This is a genomic window from Enterobacter sp. SGAir0187 (assembly GCF_002952735.2).
GTDB classification, from domain to species: Bacteria; Pseudomonadota; Gammaproteobacteria; order Enterobacterales; family Enterobacteriaceae; genus Enterobacter; species Enterobacter quasiroggenkampii.
Genome location: NZ_CP025034.2, coordinates 2,584,418 through 2,606,484 on the forward strand (window position 1 = coordinate 2,584,418; position 22,067 = coordinate 2,606,484).

20 protein-coding genes are annotated in these 22,067 nt (G+C 55.5%); 6 read left to right on the forward strand and 14 right to left on the reverse strand.

The window, feature by feature from the left end; all coding sequences use genetic code 11:
- The first annotated feature begins 59 nt into the window (after positions 1–59).
- The 5 genes from mnmE to CWR52_RS12450 all read left to right on the forward strand — a co-directional run bounded on the left by mnmE (position 60) and on the right by CWR52_RS12450 (position 5,123).
- Positions 60–1,424 (forward strand): tRNA uridine-5-carboxymethylaminomethyl(34) synthesis GTPase MnmE, encoded by a 1,365-nt coding sequence (gene mnmE / locus CWR52_RS12430; protein WP_032654291.1) that lies wholly within the window; start codon positions 60–62, stop codon positions 1,422–1,424.
- A gap of 111 nt (positions 1,425–1,535) precedes the next feature.
- Positions 1,536–2,711, forward strand: a complete 1,176-nt coding sequence (locus tag CWR52_RS12435) for an MFS transporter (RefSeq protein ID WP_104949811.1) — start codon at positions 1,536–1,538, stop codon at positions 2,709–2,711.
- On the forward strand, positions 2,680–3,651 hold the full coding sequence (gene yidZ / locus CWR52_RS12440; RefSeq protein WP_104949812.1) for an HTH-type transcriptional regulator YidZ: 972 nt from the start codon (positions 2,680–2,682) through the stop codon (positions 3,649–3,651). Before CWR52_RS12435 ends, yidZ begins: the two co-directional genes overlap by 32 nt.
- Positions 3,652–3,773: 122 nt before the next feature.
- Entirely contained in the window at positions 3,774–4,520 is a 747-nt protein-coding gene (locus CWR52_RS12445) for a 4'-phosphopantetheinyl transferase family protein (protein WP_104949813.1), read from the forward strand.
- 36 nt (positions 4,521–4,556) lie between these two features.
- On the forward strand, positions 4,557–5,123 hold the full coding sequence (locus CWR52_RS12450) for an NADPH-dependent FMN reductase (protein ID WP_014833835.1): 567 nt from the start codon (positions 4,557–4,559) through the stop codon (positions 5,121–5,123).
- A gap of 92 nt (positions 5,124–5,215) precedes the next feature.
- Here CWR52_RS12450 and adeP read toward each other — a convergent pair whose 3' ends face one another.
- Positions 5,216–6,553: an adenine permease AdeP gene (adeP, locus tag CWR52_RS12455; RefSeq protein ID WP_152034560.1), complete on the reverse strand. Its 1,338-nt coding sequence runs from the start codon at positions 6,551–6,553 to the stop codon at positions 5,216–5,218.
- 165 nt (positions 6,554–6,718) lie between these two features.
- Here adeP and yieH point away from each other — a divergent pair, with 165 nt between their 5' ends.
- Positions 6,719–7,384, forward strand: coding sequence for a 6-phosphogluconate phosphatase (yieH, locus tag CWR52_RS12460; RefSeq protein WP_104949815.1), 666 nt, complete (start codon positions 6,719–6,721; stop codon positions 7,382–7,384).
- A gap of 31 nt (positions 7,385–7,415) precedes the next feature.
- On the opposite strand, the gene CWR52_RS12465 is transcribed toward yieH, so the two are convergent.
- From CWR52_RS12465 to atpH, 13 genes are all read right to left on the reverse strand, one after another.
- Positions 7,416–8,591: an esterase gene (locus CWR52_RS12465; RefSeq protein WP_167467782.1), complete on the reverse strand. Its 1,176-nt coding sequence runs from the start codon at positions 8,589–8,591 to the stop codon at positions 7,416–7,418.
- 133 nt (positions 8,592–8,724) lie between these two features.
- Positions 8,725–9,450 (reverse strand): phosphate signaling complex protein PhoU, encoded by a 726-nt coding sequence (gene phoU / locus CWR52_RS12470; RefSeq protein ID WP_008500182.1) that lies wholly within the window; start codon positions 9,448–9,450, stop codon positions 8,725–8,727.
- A gap of 26 nt (positions 9,451–9,476) precedes the next feature.
- The gene (gene pstB, locus CWR52_RS12475) at positions 9,477–10,250 is read right to left on the reverse strand and encodes a phosphate ABC transporter ATP-binding protein PstB (protein ID WP_008500183.1); all 774 of its coding nucleotides are present in this window, start codon (positions 10,248–10,250) and stop codon (positions 9,477–9,479) included.
- A gap of 47 nt (positions 10,251–10,297) precedes the next feature.
- On the reverse strand, positions 10,298–11,188 hold the full coding sequence (gene pstA, locus CWR52_RS12480; protein WP_024907882.1) for a phosphate ABC transporter permease PstA: 891 nt from the start codon (positions 11,186–11,188) through the stop codon (positions 10,298–10,300).
- Positions 11,188–12,147, reverse strand: coding sequence for a phosphate ABC transporter permease PstC (gene pstC / locus CWR52_RS12485; RefSeq protein WP_023309793.1), 960 nt, complete (start codon positions 12,145–12,147; stop codon positions 11,188–11,190). The genes pstA and pstC overlap by 1 nt, the downstream gene beginning before the upstream one ends.
- Positions 12,148–12,273: 126 nt before the next feature.
- Complete coding sequence (gene pstS, locus CWR52_RS12490; RefSeq protein WP_032675678.1) at positions 12,274–13,314, reverse strand: phosphate ABC transporter substrate-binding protein PstS; 1,041 nt, start codon at positions 13,312–13,314, stop codon at positions 12,274–12,276.
- 321 nt (positions 13,315–13,635) lie between these two features.
- The gene (gene glmS, locus CWR52_RS12495) at positions 13,636–15,465 is read right to left on the reverse strand and encodes a glutamine--fructose-6-phosphate transaminase (isomerizing) (RefSeq protein ID WP_104949816.1); all 1,830 of its coding nucleotides are present in this window, start codon (positions 15,463–15,465) and stop codon (positions 13,636–13,638) included.
- 225 nt (positions 15,466–15,690) lie between these two features.
- The gene (gene glmU, locus CWR52_RS12500) at positions 15,691–17,061 is read right to left on the reverse strand and encodes a bifunctional UDP-N-acetylglucosamine diphosphorylase/glucosamine-1-phosphate N-acetyltransferase GlmU (protein ID WP_104949817.1); all 1,371 of its coding nucleotides are present in this window, start codon (positions 17,059–17,061) and stop codon (positions 15,691–15,693) included.
- Positions 17,062–17,199: 138 nt separating this feature from the next.
- On the reverse strand, positions 17,200–17,619 hold the full coding sequence (locus tag CWR52_RS12505) for a F0F1 ATP synthase subunit epsilon (RefSeq protein ID WP_003862360.1): 420 nt from the start codon (positions 17,617–17,619) through the stop codon (positions 17,200–17,202).
- A 20-nt stretch (positions 17,620–17,639) separates the two neighbouring features.
- Positions 17,640–19,022 carry a F0F1 ATP synthase subunit beta gene (gene atpD, locus CWR52_RS12510; protein WP_003862362.1) on the reverse strand — a complete coding sequence of 461 codons (1,383 nt, stop codon included), beginning with the start codon at positions 19,020–19,022 and terminating at the stop codon, positions 17,640–17,642.
- Between the two features lie 31 nt (positions 19,023–19,053).
- The gene (gene atpG, locus CWR52_RS12515; protein WP_024907886.1) at positions 19,054–19,917 is read right to left on the reverse strand and encodes a F0F1 ATP synthase subunit gamma; all 864 of its coding nucleotides are present in this window, start codon (positions 19,915–19,917) and stop codon (positions 19,054–19,056) included.
- 51 nt (positions 19,918–19,968) lie between these two features.
- Complete coding sequence (gene atpA, locus CWR52_RS12520; protein WP_003862367.1) at positions 19,969–21,510, reverse strand: F0F1 ATP synthase subunit alpha; 1,542 nt, start codon at positions 21,508–21,510, stop codon at positions 19,969–19,971.
- 12 nt (positions 21,511–21,522) lie between these two features.
- Positions 21,523–22,056, reverse strand: a complete 534-nt coding sequence (gene atpH / locus CWR52_RS12525) for a F0F1 ATP synthase subunit delta (protein ID WP_008500192.1) — start codon at positions 22,054–22,056, stop codon at positions 21,523–21,525.
- Positions 22,057–22,067: the final 11 nt, after the last annotated feature.

Genomic DNA, 22,067 nt, shown 5'->3' on the forward strand with positions numbered 1-22,067 from the left:
GCTAAAATAAGGGCGGTCGATTGACCGCCTTTTTTATTTGTATTTGAACGAGACCAACCATGAGCCATAACGACACTATCGTCGCCCAGGCAACCCCACCGGGACGCGGTGGTGTAGGCATTCTGCGCATCTCCGGCCTGAAGGCGCGCGAGGTGGCTGAAGCGGTGCTGGGTAAATTGCCAAAGCCGCGCTACGCTGATTACCTTCCGTTTAAAGATGCCGACGGCACGCCGCTGGACCAGGGCATTGCGCTGTGGTTCCCCGGCCCGAACTCCTTTACCGGCGAAGACGTGCTGGAACTTCAGGGTCACGGCGGCCCGGTTATCCTCGACCTGCTGTTAAAACGTATTCTGACCCTGCCAGGCCTGCGCATTGCGAAGCCTGGCGAATTCTCCGAGCGTGCCTTCCTCAACGACAAGCTCGACCTGGCGCAGGCCGAGGCGATTGCAGACCTGATCGACGCCAGCTCTGAACAGGCGGCCCGCTCCGCCCTGAACTCGCTGCAGGGCGCATTCTCCGCGCGTGTGAATCACCTTGTGGAAGCTCTTACTCACCTTAGGATCTACGTGGAAGCGGCGATCGACTTCCCGGACGAGGAGATCGACTTCCTCTCTGACGGCAAAATCGAAGCCCAGCTCAACCAGGTGATGGCCGATCTCGACGCCGTTCGCGCCGAAGCGCGCCAGGGCAGCCTGCTGCGTGAAGGGATGAAGGTGGTCATTGCCGGACGCCCTAACGCCGGGAAATCGAGCCTGCTGAACGCCCTGGCGGGCCGTGAAGCGGCGATCGTCACCGACATAGCCGGGACCACCCGCGACGTGCTGCGCGAGCATATCCACATCGACGGGATGCCGCTGCACATTATCGATACCGCGGGTCTGCGCGATGCCAGCGACGAGGTTGAGCGCATCGGTATCGAGCGCGCCTGGCAGGAGATCGAGCAGGCCGACCGCGTGCTGTTTATGGTGGACGGCACAACGACCGACGCCGTTGACCCGGCGGAGATCTGGCCGGACTTTATCGCCCGTCTGCCGGCCAAGCTGCCTATCACCGTGGTGCGCAACAAGGCAGACGTGACCGGCGAAACGCTGGGCATCAGCGATGTGAATGGTCACTCACTTATTCGCCTGTCGGCGCGGACCGGTGAAGGCGTGGACGACCTGCGTAACCATCTCAAGCAGAGCATGGGCTTTGATACCAGCATGGAAGGCGGCTTCCTGGCGCGTCGCCGTCACCTGCAGGCGCTGGAAGAGGCGGCACGCCATCTTGACCAGGGCAAAGCGCAGCTGATTGGTGCGTGGGCGGGTGAACTGCTGGCGGAAGAGCTGCGCCTGGCGCAGCAGAATCTAAGCGAGATCACCGGGGAGTTCACGTCGGACGATCTGCTGGGACGGATCTTCTCGAGCTTCTGTATTGGTAAGTGATCCCCGCTAATCCATGGTGATTTCCTCCAGGGAAATCACCATTGTCCAAATGGCAACTCGCCTAATCCCTTTTCACCCCCTATCCTGCTTGCCTGCATCTATGGGGGGTTTATGGCGCGTTTTCTGTTTTGTAGTTTCGCATTAGTTCTGCTTTATCCGTCCGGTATTGATATGTATCTGGTGGGATTACCGCATATCGCCCGCGATCTGGGCGCCAGCGAAGCGCAGCTGCATATTGCGTTTTCGGCCTACCTCGCGGGGATGGCGTCGTCGATGGTCTTTGCCGGGAAGATCGCGGATAAAGCAGGCCGTCAGCCTGTCGCAATCGCCGGTGCCATCGTTTTTGCCCTGGCGTCCCTTCTCTGCTCACAGGCGCAAAACAGCACCGTGTTCCTGACCGGGCGCTTTATCCAGGGCATCGGTGCGGGCGGTTGCTACGTGGTGGCGTTTGCCATTTTGCGCGACACCCTAAGCGCCCAGCGTCGCGCTAAGGTGCTCTCGATGCTGAACGGTATTACCTGCATCATCCCGGTGCTGGCACCGGTCGTGGGCTATCTGATCATGCTTAAATTCCCGTGGCAGAGCCTGTTCTGGACCATGGCGACCATGGGCGCGCTGGTGTTTATCCTGTCGATCGCCGTGCTGAAAGAGACCCACCCAGGCTCGCAGAATACCGGCCATACCGCCACCATTCACCCGGCAGAGAAGCTGCTTAACCGCTTTTTCCTCAGTCGTCTGGCCGTGACCACGTTAAGCGTGGCGGTGATCCTGACCTATGTAAACGTTTCCCCGGTGTTGCTGATGGAAACCATGGGCTTCGATCGGGGTGAGTATTCGACGGTGATGGCGCTAACCGCCATGGTCAGTATGGCAGTCTCGTTTTCTACCCCGTTTGCGCTAAATGTTTTCAGCCAGCGCACGCTGATGCTGACCTCACAGGTTTTATTCCTCGCCGCAGGCGCGATCCTGGCGACTACCAGCTCACATGCGGTGATGCTGGTGGGCATTACGCTCATTTGCGCCGGGTTCTCGGTTGGCTTTGGCGTGGCGATGAGCCAGGCGCTTGGTCCCTTCTCGCTCCGGGCAGGCGTGGCAAGCTCGGTGCTGGGTATCGCGCAGGTCTGCGGCTCGTCTCTGTGGATATGGCTGGCGGCGGTCATCGGGCTTAACGCGCTGAATATGCTGATCGGGGTTCTGATTGGCTGTAGCATACTCTGCATTACCTTACTTATGGTCATCCAGCCCACGGCGCATTATGAAGAAGCCTATCAGCAGTCTCGATCTTAACCTGTTGCTTTGCCTGCAGCTTTTGCTGCAGGAGCGCAGCGTCACCAAAGCCGCGAAGCGGATGAACGTGACGCCGTCAGCGGTGAGCAAATCGCTGGCCAGGCTGCGCGACTGGTTTGACGACCCGCTGTTTGTCAAAACGCCGTTAGGGCTGCTGCCAACGCCACTAACGGTCAGCCTGGAGCAGGATTTGGCCGACTGGATGCAGATCGGCAACCAGATCCTCGATAAATCTCACCATGATTCGCCTGGCGGGCTGACGTTTGTGCTGGCCGCCGAAACGCCGCTGATGCTCATCCGCTTTAACGCCCTGCTTGAGCAGGTGAACCAGCGTTATCCGCAGGCGACGGTGAAGATGCGTCATTGGGATTATGACTCGCTGGACGCCATTACGCGCGGGGAAGTGGACGTTGGCTTCACCGGTCGCGAAACCCACCCGCGCTCGCGTGAACTGCTTAAGCTGATGCCGTGGTTTATCGACTACGAAATCCTGTTTAGCGATCGCCCCTGCGTCTATCTGCGCGAGGATCATCCGGCGCTTCAGCAAGAGTGGAATCTGGAGACCTTCCTGCGCTATCCCCATATCAGCATCTTCTGGGAACGCAGCGATACCTGGGCGCTGGATGAGGTGCTAAAGGAGATGGGACGCGAGCGCACGATCGCCATGAGCCTGCCGGGCTTCGAACAGGCGATGTTTATGGCGGCGCAGCCCGGCCATCACTATATCGCCACCGCCCCGCACTACTGTCACCATTACAATGAACTCCACCAGCGGAAGCTGATCGCCCTCCCCATTCCGATTGATGAGGAGCAGGCGGAAAAATTGACCGTGCCCTTCACGCTGATCTGGCATAAACGGAACAGCCACAATCCAAAAATCCTCTGGCTGCGGGAGACCATCAAGGCGCTGTACGGTGCGAGCGATCCAATTTTTGCCTAAGAAAATGTAAAGTTCGGTCCTAAGGCTTCTCTTACGCCCATTTACTGATTAAAACAGGAGGCAAGTTAAGCGATAATCATGTAACCGTTTAACCGATTACGACCATTATCAAGGAGCGAAAAATGGCTACGCACTTTGCAAGAGGGATACTTACGGAAGGACGTCTCGTATCGGCAAGAATTTCTTCAGCCTGTCACCGTGAAGCACTCACGCTTCCGGAGCACCGCAGGTCGCGGTTTTTAGCGTCCCGGGCGCTTCTCGCGGAACTGCTGTTTATGCTCTACGGCACCAGCGAGCTGCCGGATATCATTACCCAGCCAGAAGGCCGTCCGGTCTTTGCTGACCCGGATCTCCCTCGTTTTTCCATTGCCTACACGGGCAATATCATTGGCGTCGCGCTGACCACCGAGGGGGACTGTGGGCTCGATATGGAACTTCAGCGTGCGACGCGCAGCTTCCATGGCGCTAATGCGCATGAAGACTATCCGCTCTCCAGTAATGAGAAGCTGTGGATACGCAACCAGAACGATCCTGTCGAAGCCAGAGCGCAGCTCATTACCTTGCGCCAGAGCATTCGTAAGCTCTGCGGATGCGCCTCAGACGACGCCAGCCTGCTGCAGCTGTTGCCAGGCTCCGGACGTCTGCGCGCCACCCAGGCCACGCTGGTAGAAGCGCTCTGCGACGCTGAGGATGTGCTCATTTGGTCCATCGCGGTGACCCCCGCCATCGAACGCATGAAAATCTGGGAATTTGACAGTCAACAGGGATGGCGTAGCCTTCCTGATGTGCCCGAGCGCGCCAACGAGCCCGCCGCACGTCTGATGCGATTAACCAGTTTACCGGCAGAAAAAGCATTTACCCTAAGCTGATCCAATCAGGGTCATCATGATGAAACAGGAGTAATCATGTCTGATACGTTGAAAGTCGTTACGTTACTGGGAAGCCTGCGCAAAGGTTCATTTAACGGGATGGTAGCCCGCACGCTGCCACAGCTGGCGCCTGCAGGTATGGAAATTAGCGCCCTGCCGTCTATTGGCGATATTCCGCTTTATGATGCTGACGTACAGCAGGAAGAAGGGTTCCCGCAGAGCGTTGAGGCGCTGGCCGAACAGATCCGCCAGGCTGACGGCGTGGTCATCGTCACGCCAGAGTACAACTACTCTGTACCCGGTGGCCTGAAGAATGCCATCGACTGGCTGTCCCGTTTACCTGAGCAGCCGCTGTCAGGCAAACCGGTGCTGATCCAGACCAGCTCCATGGGCGCGATTGGCGGCGCACGCTGCCAGTATCACCTGCGTCAGATCCTGGTCTTCCTCGATGCGATGGTGATGAACAAGCCGGAATTTATGGGCGGAGTGATTCAGAACAAGGTCGACCCGCAAACGGGTGAGGTGGTGGATCAGAGCACGCGCGACCATCTCTCTGGCCAGCTGACGGCGTTCGGGGATTATATTAAGCGAGTGAAGGCGTAAGATCATTGCGGCCTGATGCCCTCACCCTGACCCTCTCCCACGGGGAGAGGGAACAAACACTAAAGCCCTTTTCGAAGAAAAGGGCTTACTGTTTATTTGGCGTCAATAAACACAATCTTCAGCACAAACAGCAGCGCCACAACAATCACGCATGGGCTGAGATCGCGGAAGCGGCCGGTACCGATCTTCATTACGCAGTAAGAGATAAAGCCCAGCGCGATACCTTCGGTAATCGAGAAGCTGAACGGCATCATCACGGCGGTAATAAACGCCGGCACCGCTTCGGTTAAATCATCCCACTTCACGCGAGACAGGCTGGAGGTCATCAGCACCCCCACGTAGATCAGCGCACCCGCCGCCGCGTACGGAGGCACCATGCCCGCCAGTGGCGAGAGGAAGATCACCAGCAGGAACAGAATACCCACCACAACCGCCGTCAGGCCGGTACGGCCACCCACAGAAACCCCGGAAGAGGATTCAATGTAAGCGGTAACAGACGAGGTTCCGATAAATGAGCCGGTCACAGAGGAGATACTGTCCACAAACAGCGCCTGCTTCATGCGCGGGAATTTCCCTTTCTCATCTGCCAGACCCGCTTTGTCGGTCACGCCGATCAGCGTACCGGAAGAGTCGAACAGGTTCACCAGCATGAAGGAGAAAATCACGCCCGCCAGGCCCAGGTTCAGGGAACCCGCCAGATCAACATGACCAACAACGGTAGAGACGCTCGGTGGCGCGGAAACGATGCCGTTATAGTGAACGTCGCCCAGCATCCAGCCCAGCAGCGTGGTGACCACGATGGACACCAGCACCGCCGCATGAATATTGCGGGAAGCCAGGATCGCGATGATAAAGAAGCCCAGCACGCCCAGCAGCACGTTATGAGAGGTCAGGTGACCGATGCTCACCAGCGTATCCGGGTTCGCCACGATAACACCGGCGTTTTTCAGCCCCATCATACCGATGAACAGACCGATACCGCTGGTGATGCCCACGCGCAGGCTCACGGGGATGTTCGCAATCATCCAGTAACGCACGCGGAAAATGGTCAGCAGCAGCAGACCAACCGCGCCCCAGAAGATGGCGCCCATGCCAACCTGCCACGGCAGACCCATCGCCTGAACGACAACGAATGCGAAGAACGCATTCAGGCCCATCGCCGGGGCCAGCGCGACCGGCAAGTTAGCGAATACGCCCATCAGAATGCTGCCAAGGGCCGCGATCAGACAGGTTGTTACGAAGACGGCGCTGGTATCCATGCCAGCAACGCCCAGAATTTGAGGGTTAACAAAAACGATATAGACCATCGTCAGAAAGGTAGTGAAACCGGCGATCACTTCGGTGCGTGCCGTCGTGCCGTGCTCGCGCAGTTTAAACACGCGCTCAAGCAGACCCTGACCAGACGTCTGGGTAGTGTGTTGTTGACTCATCATCAATTTCCGAACAAGGAGGGAAAATTCGTCGCTATCCTATACCAAAATGCGACAATAGTGGCGGTTACGTGATACTTTTTTCATTGAATTTGCTTATACGGCAACGATTGCGTTCCGGTGAACTGCCGTACGTAAACGTTAAACTGGTTAAAAGGGAAAGGCATGTCCGGAATTGAAGCGGTATTTTTCGACTGCGACGGTACGCTGGTCGACAGTGAGGTCATTTGTTCCCGCGCGTATGTGGCCATGTTTCAGGAATTTGGCATTACGCTGGAACTCGAAGAGGTGTTTAAACGCTTTAAGGGCGTGAAGCTCTACGAGATTATCGACATCATTAACGAAGAACACGGCGTCGTTCTTGAGAAGGCGGCTCTGGAACCGGTCTACCGCGCCGAGGTTGCACGCCTGTTCGATTCGGAGCTGGAGGTGATTCCGGGCGCAAACGCGCTGCTGGATGCCATGACGGTGCCGATCTGCGTGGTCTCCAACGGTCCGGTCAGCAAAATGCAGCACTCGCTAGGCAAGCTTGAGATGCTGCACCACTTCCCGGAAAAATTGTTCAGCGGCTACGATATCCAGCGCTGGAAGCCGGACCCGGCACTGATGTTCCATGCGGCAAAGGCGATGAACGTTAACGTAGAGCACTGCATTCTGGTGGATGACTCGTCTGCGGGCGCGCAGTCGGGGATTGATGCGGGAATGGAGGTGTTTTACTTCTGCGCCGACCCGCACAACAAGCCGATCGATCATCCCAAAGTCACGACCTTCACCGATCTGGCGCAGCTACCCGCGCTGTGGAAGGCCCGCGGGTGGAATATTACGCGTTAAGCAGACCCTCCCGGCAGGGAGGGCGACTGGTTTATCTGAAGAGCTTTTGAACAAACTCAGCATAGGCCGGACGCCAGACATCCATTTCGTGATTCAGACCGGGGTACATTTTATAGTCGAATTTGATGCCCTGTTTTTCCAGCTCCGCTTTCAGACCGGCAATGTCTTTGCCGGTCACCGAATCGCGCTCTCCCACGACGACGGTGAAGTTATGCAGCTGCCGGTTAATGGCCTCCGGCTGCTTAAAGCGTGCGGCCACGCCTTCATCAGGCACGGTTGTCGTGGTAACGCCGCTGAACGTTCCCAGCCAGCCGAAGCTCTCAAGATGATTCATCCCGGAGACCAGCGCCTGATAGCCGCCCTGTGACAACCCCGCCAGCGCCCGGCCATCAGCATCTTTACGCACGTTGAAGCGTGTATCCACCAGCGGAATAATCTCGCTCATCAGTTCACGGTCTGCGGCTTTCGCATTGAGCGGATAGAAAGACTTCCGTCGTTCTGCCGGGGGGAAATTCTCGGGAATGGCCTCAGCGCTCTCCGTCTCGGTGTCGGGTACGACCACCAGCATCGGTTTGATTTTCCCCTCGGCCATCAGGTTATCCATCATTTGCGGCAGGCGGCCCTGATCGATTGCCGAGAGCCCGGTATCCCCAAAGCCATGGTAGAAGTAGAGCACCGGTAGAGGTTCCCCTTTGCCGTTGTAGCCAGGGGGAGTCCATACATAAACGCGGCGCTCTGACTTGAGTGACGGCGAGTGCCAGGTCAGGGTGGTGAGATCGCCATGCGGTACGGCACGATCGTCGAGAATGCTGCCCGGAACCAGAATCAGGCTGGTGTTCACCTGCCGCTGAGGTTTTTGATAGCGGCTTCCCGTGTCGACTGAACGATAACCATCGATGTCGAAATAATATTCGTAGAGATTCGGGGCCATCGGCTCACTTTTCCATGTCCAGACACCATTTTTCTCTTTCGTCATATCATGGGAAACCTGGCTTTCAGGCATTGACCCCGTCACCACGGAGACTCGCGTTGCGCCAGGCGCAAACAGGCGAAACGTAATGCTTTTATCCGCATTGACCTGCGTCACATAGTGGCTGACCGGGGTAGCCGGATCAGGTGTCGCTGGCAACGGTGCGGCAATCACGTTTGTTCCAGTACCGATCCCGATGCTGATAGCTATCGCCAGGCATGCTAATGAATTTTTCATATCCCATCCTTTGCTGTTTTTTCGTCTCACGTTAGCGCGTTTCGAACGTCAGGCAACGGATGAAGGGGAGAATTGTGATTACACTAGAAATAATAACGCCGGTAAGTACCGGCGTTATTATCAGATGACAGGATTACTCTTTCGGATCTTTACCCGCCAGCAGCTTGTCCAGCTCGTCGCCGCCCACGTGACGGAAGTCCTGCCCCTTCACGAAGTAGAAAATGTATTCGCAAATATTCTGGCAGCGGTCGCCGATACGCTCGATAGAACGCGCGCAGAACAGGGCCGTCAGTACGCTTGGGATCGTACGGGAATCTTCCATCATGTAGGTCATCAGCTGACGCACGATGCCTTCATACTCCTGATCGACCTTCTTATCTTCGCGGTAGATACGCACCGCTTCGTCCAGATCCATCCGCGCAAAGGCATCCAGCACGTCGTGCAGCATCTGCACGGTGTGGCGGCCCAGCGACTCCAGGCTGACCAGCAGCGGCTGATGCTGCTGAGAGAACTTCTCCAGCGCGGTACGGCAGATTTTATCCGCAACGTCGCCGATACGTTCCAGCTCGGCGATGGTTTTGATGATCGCCATCACCAGACGCAGGTCGCTCGCCGTCGGCTGACGTTTCGCGATAATGCGCACGCAGGCCTCGTCGATAGCGACTTCCATCATGTTGACGTTTTTGTCGCCTTCAATGACGCGCTTCGCCAGCTCGCTGTCCTGGTTGTGCATTGCCGTAATTGCATCAGAAAGCTGCTGCTCAACCATGCCACCCATGGTCATCACCTGCGTGCGGATGCTCTCCAGCTCTGCGTTGAACTGGCCTGAAATATGTTTATTAAGATTGAGGTTGTCCATGGTTTCTCCACATGCACTAAGGCAAATCAACCGTAGCGGCCAGTAATATAATCTTCGGTTTGTTTCTTCGCGGGCTTAGTGAACAGATCGTCCGTGTTACTGAACTCAATCAATTCACCCAGGTACATAAACGCCGTGTGATCGGAGCAACGTGCAGCCTGCTGCATGTTATGGGTCACGATAACCACGGTGTAATCCTGCTTCAGCTCGGTGATCAGTTCTTCAATGCGACCGGTTGAGATCGGGTCCAGCGCTGAACACGGCTCATCCAGCAGCAACACTTCCGGGCGAATCGCAATACCGCGCGCAATGCACAGACGCTGCTGCTGACCACCGGAGAGAGAGTAACCGCTCTGGTGCAACTTATCTTTGGTTTCGTTCCATAATGCGGCCTTGGTCAAAGCCCACTGTACGCGCTCATCCATATCGGCACGGGAGAGCTTTTCAAACAGGCGAACGCCAAAGGCGATGTTGTCATAAATGGACATCGGGAACGGCGTGGGTTTCTGGAACACCATCCCCACTTTCGCGCGCAGCAGGGCGATATCCTGAGCCTGGGTCAGAATGTTTTCGCCGTCGAGGATGATTTCCCCTTCAGCGCGCTGCTCCGGATAGAGCGAATACATTTTGTTAAAGGTACGCAGCAGCGTGGATTTCCCACAGCCGGACGGACCGATAAATGCCGTGACCTGGTTCTTCGCGATATCCAGGTTGATGTTCTTCAGGGCATGGAATTTGCCGTAGTAGAAGTTCAAATCACGAACCTGAATCTTACCCGGGGCAGTATCAACCATACTCATTGACTCATTTCCTCATTCGGCGCCGCGAGCTGCCGCGCCGTAAAAAATTAACCGTGTTTCTTCTTCGCGAAAATGACGCGCGCCAGAATGTTCAGCAACAGTACGCAAAGGGTAATGATCAGCACTCCGGCCCAGGCCAGCTGCTGCCACTCCGCGAAGGGGCTCATCGCAAATTTAAAGATCGTCACCGGCAGGTTGGCGATCGGCTGCATCATGTCCGTGCTCCAGAACTGGTTGGAGAGGGACGTAAACAGCAGCGGTGCCGTTTCACCCGCGATACGCGCCACCGCCAGCAGGATACCGGTCATGATCCCGGAGACCGACGCCTTCAGCGTAATCGCAGAGATCATCTTCCATTTCGGCGTACCCAGCGCGTAAGCCGCTTCACGCAGGCTGTCCGGCACCAGTTTCAGCATGTTCTCGGTGGTTCGAATCACAATCGGCACCTGCAGCAGCGCCAGCGCAATGACGCCCGCCCAGCCGGAGAAGTGTTCCATCTGCGCCACCACCACGGTGTAAACGAACAGACCCACGACGATAGATGGGGCTGACAGCAAAATGTCGTTAATGAAGCGAATGACTTCCGCCAGCCAGGATTTACGGCCGTATTCTGCCAGGTAGATCCCCGCCATAATGCCCAGCGGCGTACCGAAGACCGTCGCCCAGAGGATCAGCAGTCCGCTGCCCGCCAGGGCATTCGCCAGGCCACCACCCGCCGTGTTCGGCGGCGGCGTCATTTCGGTGAACAGCGACAGTGACATTCCGTCAATTCCGCGAACGACCGTCGAGAAGAGGATCCAGACCAGCCAAAACAGGCCGAATGCCATCGTCGCCATAGAGAGCGTCAGGGCAATGCGGTTTTTCATGCGGCGTCTGGCCTGCATTTTGCGGCGGGATTCCGCCAGTTCAGCGGTAGCTTGCATTTCGAGAGTGGCCATTAGCGTGCTCCCTCATTTTTAGCGAGGCGCATAATCATCAGCTTGGAAATCGCCAGAACAATGAAGGTAATAACGAACAGAATCAGACCCAGCTCCATCAGTGCCGCGACGTGCAGACCCGATTCCGCTTCCGCAAATTCATTCGCCAGCGCAGAGGTAATACTGTTACCCGGCATGTAGAGCGACGCGCTGTCGAGCTGGTAGGTGTTACCGATGATAAAGGTAACCGCCATGGTTTCACCCAGCGCACGACCTAAGCCCAGCATCACGCCCCCGATCACCCCATTTTTGGTGAATGGAAGGACAATGCGCCAGATCACTTCCCAGGTGGTACAGCCGATACCGTAGGCCGACTCTTTCATCATCACCGGCGTTTGTTCGAAGACATCGCGCATAACCGCCGCAATGTATGGAATAATCATGATGGCGAGGATCACGCCAGCCGCCAGAATGCCGATACCGAAAGCCGGGCCAGAGAACAGGGCCCCCACAAACGGAATGGCAGAGAGGACATTACCCACCGGTTCCTGGAAGTACGTGGCAAACAGCGGCGCAAAGATGAACAGGCCCCACATGCCGTAGACGATACTTGGGATGGCCGCCAGCAGTTCAATGGCGATCCCCAGCGGACGACGCAGCCAGCCCGGCGCCAGCTCGGTCAGGAACAGGGCAATACCAAAGCTAACAGGAACCGCAATCAGCAGGGCGATGAACGAGGTCACCAGCGTGCCGTAGATCGGCACCAGAGCACCGTAGATGTCGTTCGGCGCGTCCCACTCTTTGGTCCACAGGAAGGAGAAACCGAATTTCTGGATGCTCGGCCAGGAGGAGAAAATCAGAGACACGATAATGCCGCCCAGCAGCAATAGCACAATCAGCGCAGCCAGTTTGACCAGCGCGCTGAAAATCATGTCACCTTTTTTACCCGGAGGGTTAAATGCAGGCTTGGTTGCAGCCATAAATTACTCTTCTGTTGAACGCGTTTACGAAATCGCCGGGTGGCGCTTGCGCTTACCCGGCCTACAGTCGGAACCGTAGGGCGGGTAAGCGCAAGCGCCACCCGCCATTTTCGTCAGAATGCTAAATTAATACAATGCTTTACCGCTGCTGTCTTTTACGTTGGTTTTCCATGCAGCGCGAATCTGCTCAACCACGTTGTCTGGCAGGGTGGCGTAATCCAGAGCGTTAGCCTGTTTGCCGCCGTTTTTGTATGCCCAGTCGAAGAACTTCAGCACTTCAGCGCCCTGCTCAGGTTTCTTCTGCTCTTTGTGTACCAGGATGAAGGTGGTAGAGGTGATTGGCCATGCACCTTCGCCCTTCTGGTTAGTCAGATCCTGCGCGAAGGATTTGCTCCAGTCAGCGCCTTTGGCGGCGTTAGCAAAGTTCTCTTCGGTCGGGCTAACCGGTTTGCCGTCGGCAGACACCAGTTTGGTGTAGGACAGGTTGTTCTGCTTCGCGTACGCATACTCTACGTAGCCGATGGAGCCAGGCAGACGCTGTACGAACGCGGCGATACCGTCGTTACCTTTACCGCCCAGACCGGTAGGCCAGTTAACGGTAGAGCCGGAGCCGACTTTAGATTTCCACTCTTCGTTCACTTTCGCCAGGTAGCTGGTGAACACGAAAGAGGTACCAGAACCATCCGCGCGGCGAACCACGGCGATGTTCTGAGAAGGCAGCTTTAGGCCTGGGTTGAGCTTAGCGATCGCTTCGTCATCCCATTTTTTGATGTTGCCCAGGTAGATGTCACCCAGCGTTTTGCCGTCCAGCACCAGCTCGCCCGACTTCACGCCCGGCAGGTTGATCGCCAGAACCACGCCACCGATCACGGTAGGGAACTGGAACAGGCCTTCCTGAGCCAGTTTGTCATCAGACAGCGGAGCGTCAGACGCGCCGAAATCAACCGTGTTCGCGGTAATTTGTTTCACGCCACCGGAGGAGCCGATACCCTGATAGTTAACCTTGTTACCGGTTTCTTTCTGGTAGGTATCCGCCCATTTGGCATACACCGGCGCAGGGAAGGTTGCACCAGCGCCAGTCAGGCTTGCTTCTGCAAATACAGAGAACGCGCTCAGAGATAAGGTCGCGGCGACAACAGTTGCGACAGTGGTACGCATAACTTTCATAATGTCTCCTGCAAGATTTTCGTAAATCGTTGTTTAGTGGCTACGATGAGCAAAATAGGACAAACAGGTGACAGATAAATGTACGAATTATGACAGTTTTATGACAACGAAAATTTCACTTAAAAACAAGCAAAATAAAGCTTAATTTTCATCGTCTTAGCCACTTTTATGACAAACCGTTTTCAGAAATATTTTCTTTATGTGACACTGAAAAAAGTAGCTGAAGATGACAAATTGTCATTATTAAAAACGTGAACAGATTGATTAAAAACAAACCAGATGGGATAAAAAAGCTCCACCCGAAGGTGGAGCCTGAAGGGATTATTCTACAGTAACCGATTTAGCGAGGTTACGCGGCTGGTCAACGTCGGTGCCTTTGATCAGCGCAACGTGATAGGCCAGCAGCTGCAGCGGAACGGTGTAGAAGATGGGTGCAATCACCTCTTCCACATGCGGCATCTCAATGATGTGCATGTTGTCATTGCTGACAAAACCGGCATCTTTGTCGGCGAAGACGTACAGCACACCACCACGGGCGCGCACTTCTTCGATGTTAGATTTCAGTTTTTCCAGCAGTTCGTTGTTAGGGGCCACAACGATGACCGGCATATCCGCGTCAATCAGCGCCAGCGGACCGTGTTTCAGCTCACCTGCCGCATAGGCTTCCGCGTGAATGTAAGAGATCTCTTTCAGCTTCAGCGCGCCTTCCAGCGCAATCGGATACTGATCGCCACGGCCCAGGAACAGGGCGTGATGTTTGTCAGAGAAATCTTCCGCCAGTGCCTCAATGCGTTTGTCCTGAGACAGCATCTGCTCAATACGGCTCGGCAACGCCTGCAGGCCATGCACAATGTCGTGTTCAACGGAGGCATCCAGACCTTTCAGACGCGCCAGTTTCGCCACCAGCATCAGCAGAACGGTCAGCTGAGTGGTAAACGCCTTAGTGGAAGCCACGCCGATTTCGGTGCCCGCTTTGGTCATCAGCGCCAGATCGGATTCACGCACCAGGGAAGAGCCCGGGACGTTACAGATGGCCAGAGAGCCCAGGTAACCCAGCTCTTTAGACAGTCGCAGCGCAGCCAGGGTATCCGCCGTTTCACCAGACTGGGAAAGGGTGATCATCAGGCTGTTACGACGCACCGCAGATTTGCGATAGCGGAATTCAGACGCGATTTCCACATCACACGGCACGCCCGCCAGAGATTCAAACCAGTAGCGAGAAACCATACCGGAGTTGTATGAGGTGCCGCAGGCCACGATCTGAATATGCTCGACCTTGCCGAGCAGTTCGTTCGCGTTTGCGCCCAGCTCGCTCAGATCCACTTCACCGTGGCTGATGCGCCCGGTCAGGGTGTTTTTGATGGCGTTTGGCTGCTCGTAAATCTCTTTCTGCATGTAGTGACGGTAAGCGCCTTTGTCGCCCGCGTCGTACTGCAGGTTAGATTCGATCTCCTGACGCTTCACCTGCTCGCCTTTGGTATCGAACACGGTCACGCTGCGGCGAGTCACTTCCGCGATATCACCCTCTTCGAGGAAGATAAAGCGACGGGTAACTGGCAGGAGCGCCAGCTGGTCAGAAGCGATGAAGTTTTCGCCCATGCCCAGACCGATAACCATCGGGCTACCAGAACGCGCGGCCAGCAGCGTGGACGGGTCGCGGGAATCCATGATCACCGTACCGTACGCACCGCGCAACTGAGGGATAGCACGCAGCACCGCATCACGCAGTGTGCCGCCTTGCTCAAGCTCCCAGTGCACCAGGTGAGCAATCACTTCGGTGTCAGTTTCAGAGACGAAGGTATAGCCGCGCGCTTTCAGTTCTTCGCGCAGCGGTTCGTGGTTTTCGATAATGCCGTTGTGCACGACCACGATGTGTTCAGACACATGCGGGTGCGCGTTACCTTCAGACGGTTCGCCATGCGTCGCCCAGCGGGTGTGCGCGATACCGGTTCCCCCGTGCAGCGGATGTTCTTCCGCGGCCTGGGCCAGCATCTGCACTTTACCGAGACGACGCAGACGGGTCATATGACCTTCTGCATCGACGACAGCCAGACCGGCAGAGTCGTAACCACGGTATTCCAGACGACGTAAACCTTCGAGAAGGATTTCAGCAATATCACGCTGCGCAACTGCGCCAACAATTCCACACATAATTTTAGATTCCGAATGTAGGCATTATGCCTGCGTTGTCGCTGACCTGTATTTGCCCTTTCCGGGCACCCCGAGCCTTGTAGAGAGTGGGGTTATTTTTATGGGTACTGCTTGTGGGGGGAGATATATATTTATCTCCTCTCCCGGGTTTGCCTGATGACGGCTACGCCTTATCAGGCCTACTCAATCGTAGGGCGGGTAAGCGTAGCGCCACCCGCCTTGCTGTTACTTTTTCTTCACCGGGCGTTTCCAGCCCTGCTTGCTGACCTGCGGAACGCGGCTTAATACCAGCTCGTTCTCGGCCACATCGCGCGTTACGGTTGTTCCGGCAGCAATAGTCACCCCGTTACCCACGGTAACAGGCGCCACCAGCTGAGTGTCGGACCCGACAAACACATCATCACCAATGATCGTTTTAAACTTATTGGCGCCGTCATAGTTACAGGTAATCGTCCCTGCACCAATATTCACGTTATTGCCAATTTCCGCGTCGCCCAGATAGGTCAGATGACCGGCTTTAGAGCCTTTACCCAGACGCGCTTTTTTCATCTCCACGAAGTTACCCACGTGAGCGCCTTCCAGCAGCTCAGCGCCCGGGCGCAGGCGCGCAAACGGGCCTATGGTACAGGCCACATCCAGACGAGCATCTTCCACCACGCTGTACGGGCTGATTTCGCAGTCGTCACCGATGATGCTGTTTTTAATCACACAGCCAGCGCCAATTTTGACGCGGTTGCCAAGCTGAACGTTACCCTCGAGGATAACGTTAGTATCAATCTCAACGTCGCGCCCGTGAGACAAAGTACCGCGCAGATCGAAACGCGCCGGATCGCGCAGCATCACGCCTGCCAGCAGCAGTTTTTCAGCCTGTTCGGACTGATAAACACGCTCAAGGCGAGAGAGCTGAAGGCGGTTGTTCACCCCTTCGGTTTCGCTGATGCGCGACGGATGGACCGCAGCAATTTCTCGCCCTTCCTGATACGCCATCGCAATGATGTCGGTGATGTAGAACTCACCCTGCGCGTTGTTGTTGTTGAGCTTCGACAGCCAGCGCTTCATATCCGCGCCATTGGCGATCAGGATACCGGTATTGATCTCCTGAATTTTGCGCTGTTCATCGCTGGCATCTTTGTGTTCAACAATACCCGTAACGTTGCCGTTTTCACGCGTGATACGGCCATAGCCCGTAGGATCGTCCAGCACGACGGTTAATAAGCCGATGCCGCCCTGCGGTTTGGCTTCACGCAGGCGAGTGAGTGTTTCAACAGAGATCAGCGGAACGTCACCGTAGAGCATGAGGATGTCTTCGTCATCAGCAAAGAACGGCGCAGCCTGCTGCATCGCATGACCGGTACCCAGCTGTTCAGCCTGAAGCACCCAGTTGAGCGAGCTATCGCTCAGCGTCTTTTTAAGCAGATCGCCACCGTGGCCGTAAACCAGGTGGACCTGACGGGCACCCAGTTCATTCGCTGCATCAATGACATGCTGCACCATTGGCTTTCCTGCCAGCGTGTGTAGCACTTTAGGCAAATCGGAATACATGCGGGTACCTTTGCCTGCGGCAAGGATCACCACGCTCATCGCACTGTTTAACATACGCATCCTGACGGTTGTTTGTGTGAGAAGTAAAAACGTTTGATGATTAAAATTCTACATCTTTTTTATCATGAATTAAGGCCGAAAAAAAAAGCCAGCCTGGTATCCAGACTGGCTTTTGTGCTTTTCAAGCCGGTGTTACATCGCTTTTTTGGTCAACTCGATAACGCGCAGTTTCGCGATCGCTTTGGCCAGCTCCGCAGACGCCTGAGCGTAATCCACGTCACCATGAGAGCTGTTAATGTGCTCTTCAGCCTTACGCTTCGACTCCAGGGCTCGCGCTTCGTCGAGATCCTGGCCACGAATAGCGGTATCGGCCAGAACGGTCACACTGCCAGGCTGCACTTCAAGAATGCCGCCGGACAGATAGATAAACTCTTCGTGACCGAACTGTTTAACGATGCGGATCATACCAGGCTTAATGGCGGTGAGCAGCGGTGCGTGACCCGGGAAAATACCCAGCTCACCTTCACTACCCGTTACCTGGATTTTCTCGACCAGACCAGAGAACATTTGTTGCTCTGCGCTGACGACGTCCAGGTGGTAAGTCATTGCCATATCACCCTCCGATTAAGGCGTTAAAGTTTTTTGGCTTTTTCCACAGCTTCTTCGATGGAACCAACCATGTAGAACGCCTGCTCTGGCAGGTGATCGTATTCGCCTTCCATGATGCCTTTAAAGCCACGGATGGTGTCTTTCAGGGAAACGTATTTACCCGGAGAACCGGTGAATACTTCCGCAACGAAGAACGGCTGGGACAGGAAGCGCTGGATCTTACGCGCACGTGCTACCACCAGTTTGTCTTCTTCAGACAGTTCATCCATACCCAGGATGGCGATGATGTCTTTCAGTTCCTGGTAACGCTGCAGCAGGGACTGTACGCCACGCGCAGTGTCGTAGTGTTCCTGACCCACAACCAGTGGATCCAGCTGACGGCTGGTGGAGTCCAGCGGGTCAACGGCTGGGTAGATACCCAGAGACGCGATCTGACGGCTCAGTACCACGGTTGCATCTAAGTGCGCAAAGGTGGTGGCTGGAGATGGGTCAGTCAAGTCATCCGCAGGTACGTATACCGCCTGAACGGAGGTGATAGAACCGGTTTTGGTAGAGGTGATACGTTCCTGAAGAACACCCATCTCTTCCGCCAGCGTAGGCTGATAACCTACCGCTGAAGGCATACGACCCAGCAGTGCAGATACTTCAGTACCGGCCAGGGTGTAACGATAGATGTTATCAACGAACAGCAGAACGTCACGGCCTTCGTCACGGAACTTCTCAGCCATCGTCAGGCCGGTCAGCGCAACGCGCAGACGGTTTCCTGGTGGCTCGTTCATCTGGCCGTAAACCAGGGATACTTTGTCCAGAACGTTGGAGTCGGTCATTTCGTGGTAGAAGTCGTTACCCTCACGAGTACGTTCACCTACGCCCGCAAACACAGAGTAACCGGAGTGCTCGATCGCGATGTTACGGATCAGCTCCATCATGTTTACGGTTTTACCTACACCCGCACCACCGAACAGACCGACTTTACCGCCCTTCGCAAATGGACACATCAGGTCGATAACTTTGATACCGGTTTCCAGCAGTTCCTGAGAGCTGGACAGCTCTTCGTAGGAAGGTGCCGCGCGGTGGATAGCCCAACGCTCTTCTTCACCGATGTCGCCTTTCATGTCGATTGGCTGACCCAATACGTTCATGATACGACCCAGTGTTGCTTTACCTACCGGGACTTCGATCGGGTGCTCAAGGTCTTTTACTTCCAGACCACGACGCAGACCGTCGGAAGAACCCATCGCGATGGTACGCACGATACCGCCGCCGAGCTGCTGCTGAACTTCCAGCACCAGGCTCTCGTTACCATTCTGTACCTCAAGCGCGTCGTACACGCGTGGTACGGCGTCCTGAGGGAACTCGACGTCCACCACGGCGCCGATTACCTGGACAATCTTTCCAGTAGCCATCTTGAATCCTCTACGTAATTCGTAAACCTGGTTAAACCGCAGCGGCCCCCGAGACGATCTCGGTGAGTTCCTGAGTAATGCTGGCCTGACGAGCTTTGTTGTAAACCAACTGCAGCTCTTTAATCAGGCTGCCGCCATTATCGGTCGCGGCTTTCATCGCCACCATTCGTGCGGCCTGCTCGCTGGCCAGGTTTTCTACAACGCCCTGATAAACCTGAGATTCAACGTAACGACGCAGCAGGGTATCCAGCAGCGGTTTCGGATCGGGTTCATACAGGTAATCCCAGGTTTTTTGCTTCAGCTCGCCATCTTCTGATGCCGGTAACGGCAGCATCTGAGTGAGCGTTGGAACCTGAGACATGGTGTTAATGAATTTGTTGCTGACAACGTACAGTCTGTCCAGACGGCCTTCATCATAAGCCTGCAACATCACTTTAACCGGGCCGATCAGTTCGGACAGGGACGGGTTATCACCCATACCGGTCACCTGAGCGACAATGTTGCCACCAACGGAGTTAAAGAAAGAGACGCCTTTAGAGCCGATCATTGCGATATCGCACTGAACGCCTTTTTCAGACCATGCTTTCATATCCGCCAGCAGTTTTTTGAACAGGTTAATGTTCAAGCCGCCACACAGACCACGGTCGGTCGACACCACCAGGTAGCCCACGCGCTTAACGTCGCGTTCTTCCAGGTAAGGGTGCTTATATTCCAGATTACCGTTTGCAAGGTGACCAATCACTTTGCGCATGGTTTCTGCATAAGGACGGCTGGCCGCCATGCGATCCTGCGATTTACGCATTTTGGAAGCGGCGACCATCTCCATCGCTTTAGTGATCTTTTGCGTGTTCTGGACGCTTGCGATCTTACTACGTATCTCTTTTGCGCCGGCCATGAGCTTCTCCTCAATGCCAGGCGGCTTGTCCTGAGACAAGCCGCCGGACGATTACCAGGATTGGGTTGCTTTGAAGGAATCGAGGATAGCTTTCAGCTTGCCTTCGATTTCGTCGTTATAGCCACCGGTCTGGTTGATCTCTTGCATCAGCGGAGCGTGATCACGGTCGACGTAAGCCAGCAGAGCGGCTTCGAAGCTACCGATTTTCGCCAGTTCCACATCTTCGAGGTAACCGCGTTCAGCCGCGAACAGAACCAGGCCCTGCTGAGCAACAGACATTGGTGCGTACTGTTTCTGCTTCAGCAGTTCGGTCACTTTCTGACCGTGGCTCAGCTGTTTACGGGTTGCTTCGTCCAGATCGGATGCGAACTGAGAGAACGCAGCCAGTTCACGATACTGTGCCAGCGCGGTACGGATACCACCGGACAGTTTCTTGATGATCTTGGTCTGAGCAGCACCACCAACACGGGATACGGAGATACCCGGGTTAACTGCCGGACGAATACCGGAGTTAAACAGGTTGGTTTCCAGGAAGATCTGACCATCGGTAATGGAGATTACGTTGGTCGGAACGAACGCAGAAACGTCACCCGCCTGGGTTTCAATGATCGGCAGAGCGGTCAGAGAGCCCGTTTTACCCTTCACTTCACCTTTGGTGAAGTTCTCGACGTATTCCGCGTTAACGCGGGAAGCACGCTCCAGCAGACGAGAGTGGAGGTAGAATACGTCGCCAGGGAACGCTTCACGTCCAGGTGGACGACGGAGCAGCAGGGAAACCTGACGATAAGCAACAGCCTGTTTAGACAGGTCATCGTATACGATCAGCGCATCTTCACCGCGGTCACGGAAGTATTCACCCATTGCGCAACCGGCGTATGGCGCCAGGTATTGCAGTGCAGCAGATTCAGACGCGGTCGCCACCACAACGATGGTGTTAGACAGTGCGCCGTGCTCTTCCAGTTTACGAACCACGTTGGAAATGGTGGACGCTTTCTGGCCGATAGCCACGTACACACATTTGATGCCGGAGTCACGCTGGTTGATGATGGCGTCGATAGCCATCGCGGTTTTACCGGTCTGACGGTCACCGATGATCAGTTCACGCTGACCACGACCGATTGGGATCATGGCATCAACGGACTTATAACCTGTCTGAACAGGCTGATCTACGGACTGACGGTCGATAACGCCCGGTGCGATAACTTCGATTGGGGAGAAGCCATCGTGCTCAACCGGACCTTTACCGTCGATTGGCGCACCCAGGGTGTTAACAACGCGACCCAGCAGGCCACGGCCAACCGGCACTTCCAGAATACGGCCAGTACACTTAACCTTCATGCCTTCGGCGAGGTCAGCGTATGGACCCATCACAACTGCACCAACGGAGTCGCGCTCCAGGTTCAGTGCGATAGCGTAACGGTTACCCGGCAGGGAAATCATCTCACCCTGCATACAATCGGCCAGGCCGTGGATGCGGATAACACCGTCACTTACAGAAACAATAGTACCTTCGTTGTGAGCTTCACTCACAACATTGAACTGAGCAATGCGCTGCTTGATCAGTTCGCTGATTTCGGTGGAATTCAGTTGCATGCTCCAGTCCCCTTAAGACTGCAAGACGTCTGCAAGGCGCTCAAGACGGCCGCGTACGCTGCCATCAATGACCATATCACCCGAGCGGATGATTACGCCTGCCATTACAGACTTATCGATTTTGCAATTCAGCTTAACTTTGCGTGACAGACGTTTTTCCATCGCGGCGGTAATTTTCGCAAGCTGTTCGTCACTCAGTTCAGTCGCAGAAGTCACTTCAACTTCAGCGGTAGCTTCACTAAGGGCACGTAAGTGCTCAAACTGCTCGAGAACATCCGGGAGCACACGGAGACGACCATTCTCTGCCATCACCTTAATCAGGTTCTGGCCGTTGGCATCCAGTTGCTCTCCGCACACGGCGATAAACGACGCGGCGAGGGTTTCAGGTGCTAACGCACCGGAAAGCAACTCGGCCATTTGTTCGTTTTTCGTCACCTCAGCGGCAAACGCCAGCATATTCTGCCAGCGATCGACATTTTGGTGTTCGATAGCAAAGTCAAAAGCTGCTTTGGCGTAGGGGCGAGCTACCGTAACAAATTCAGACATCAGCCCCTCCC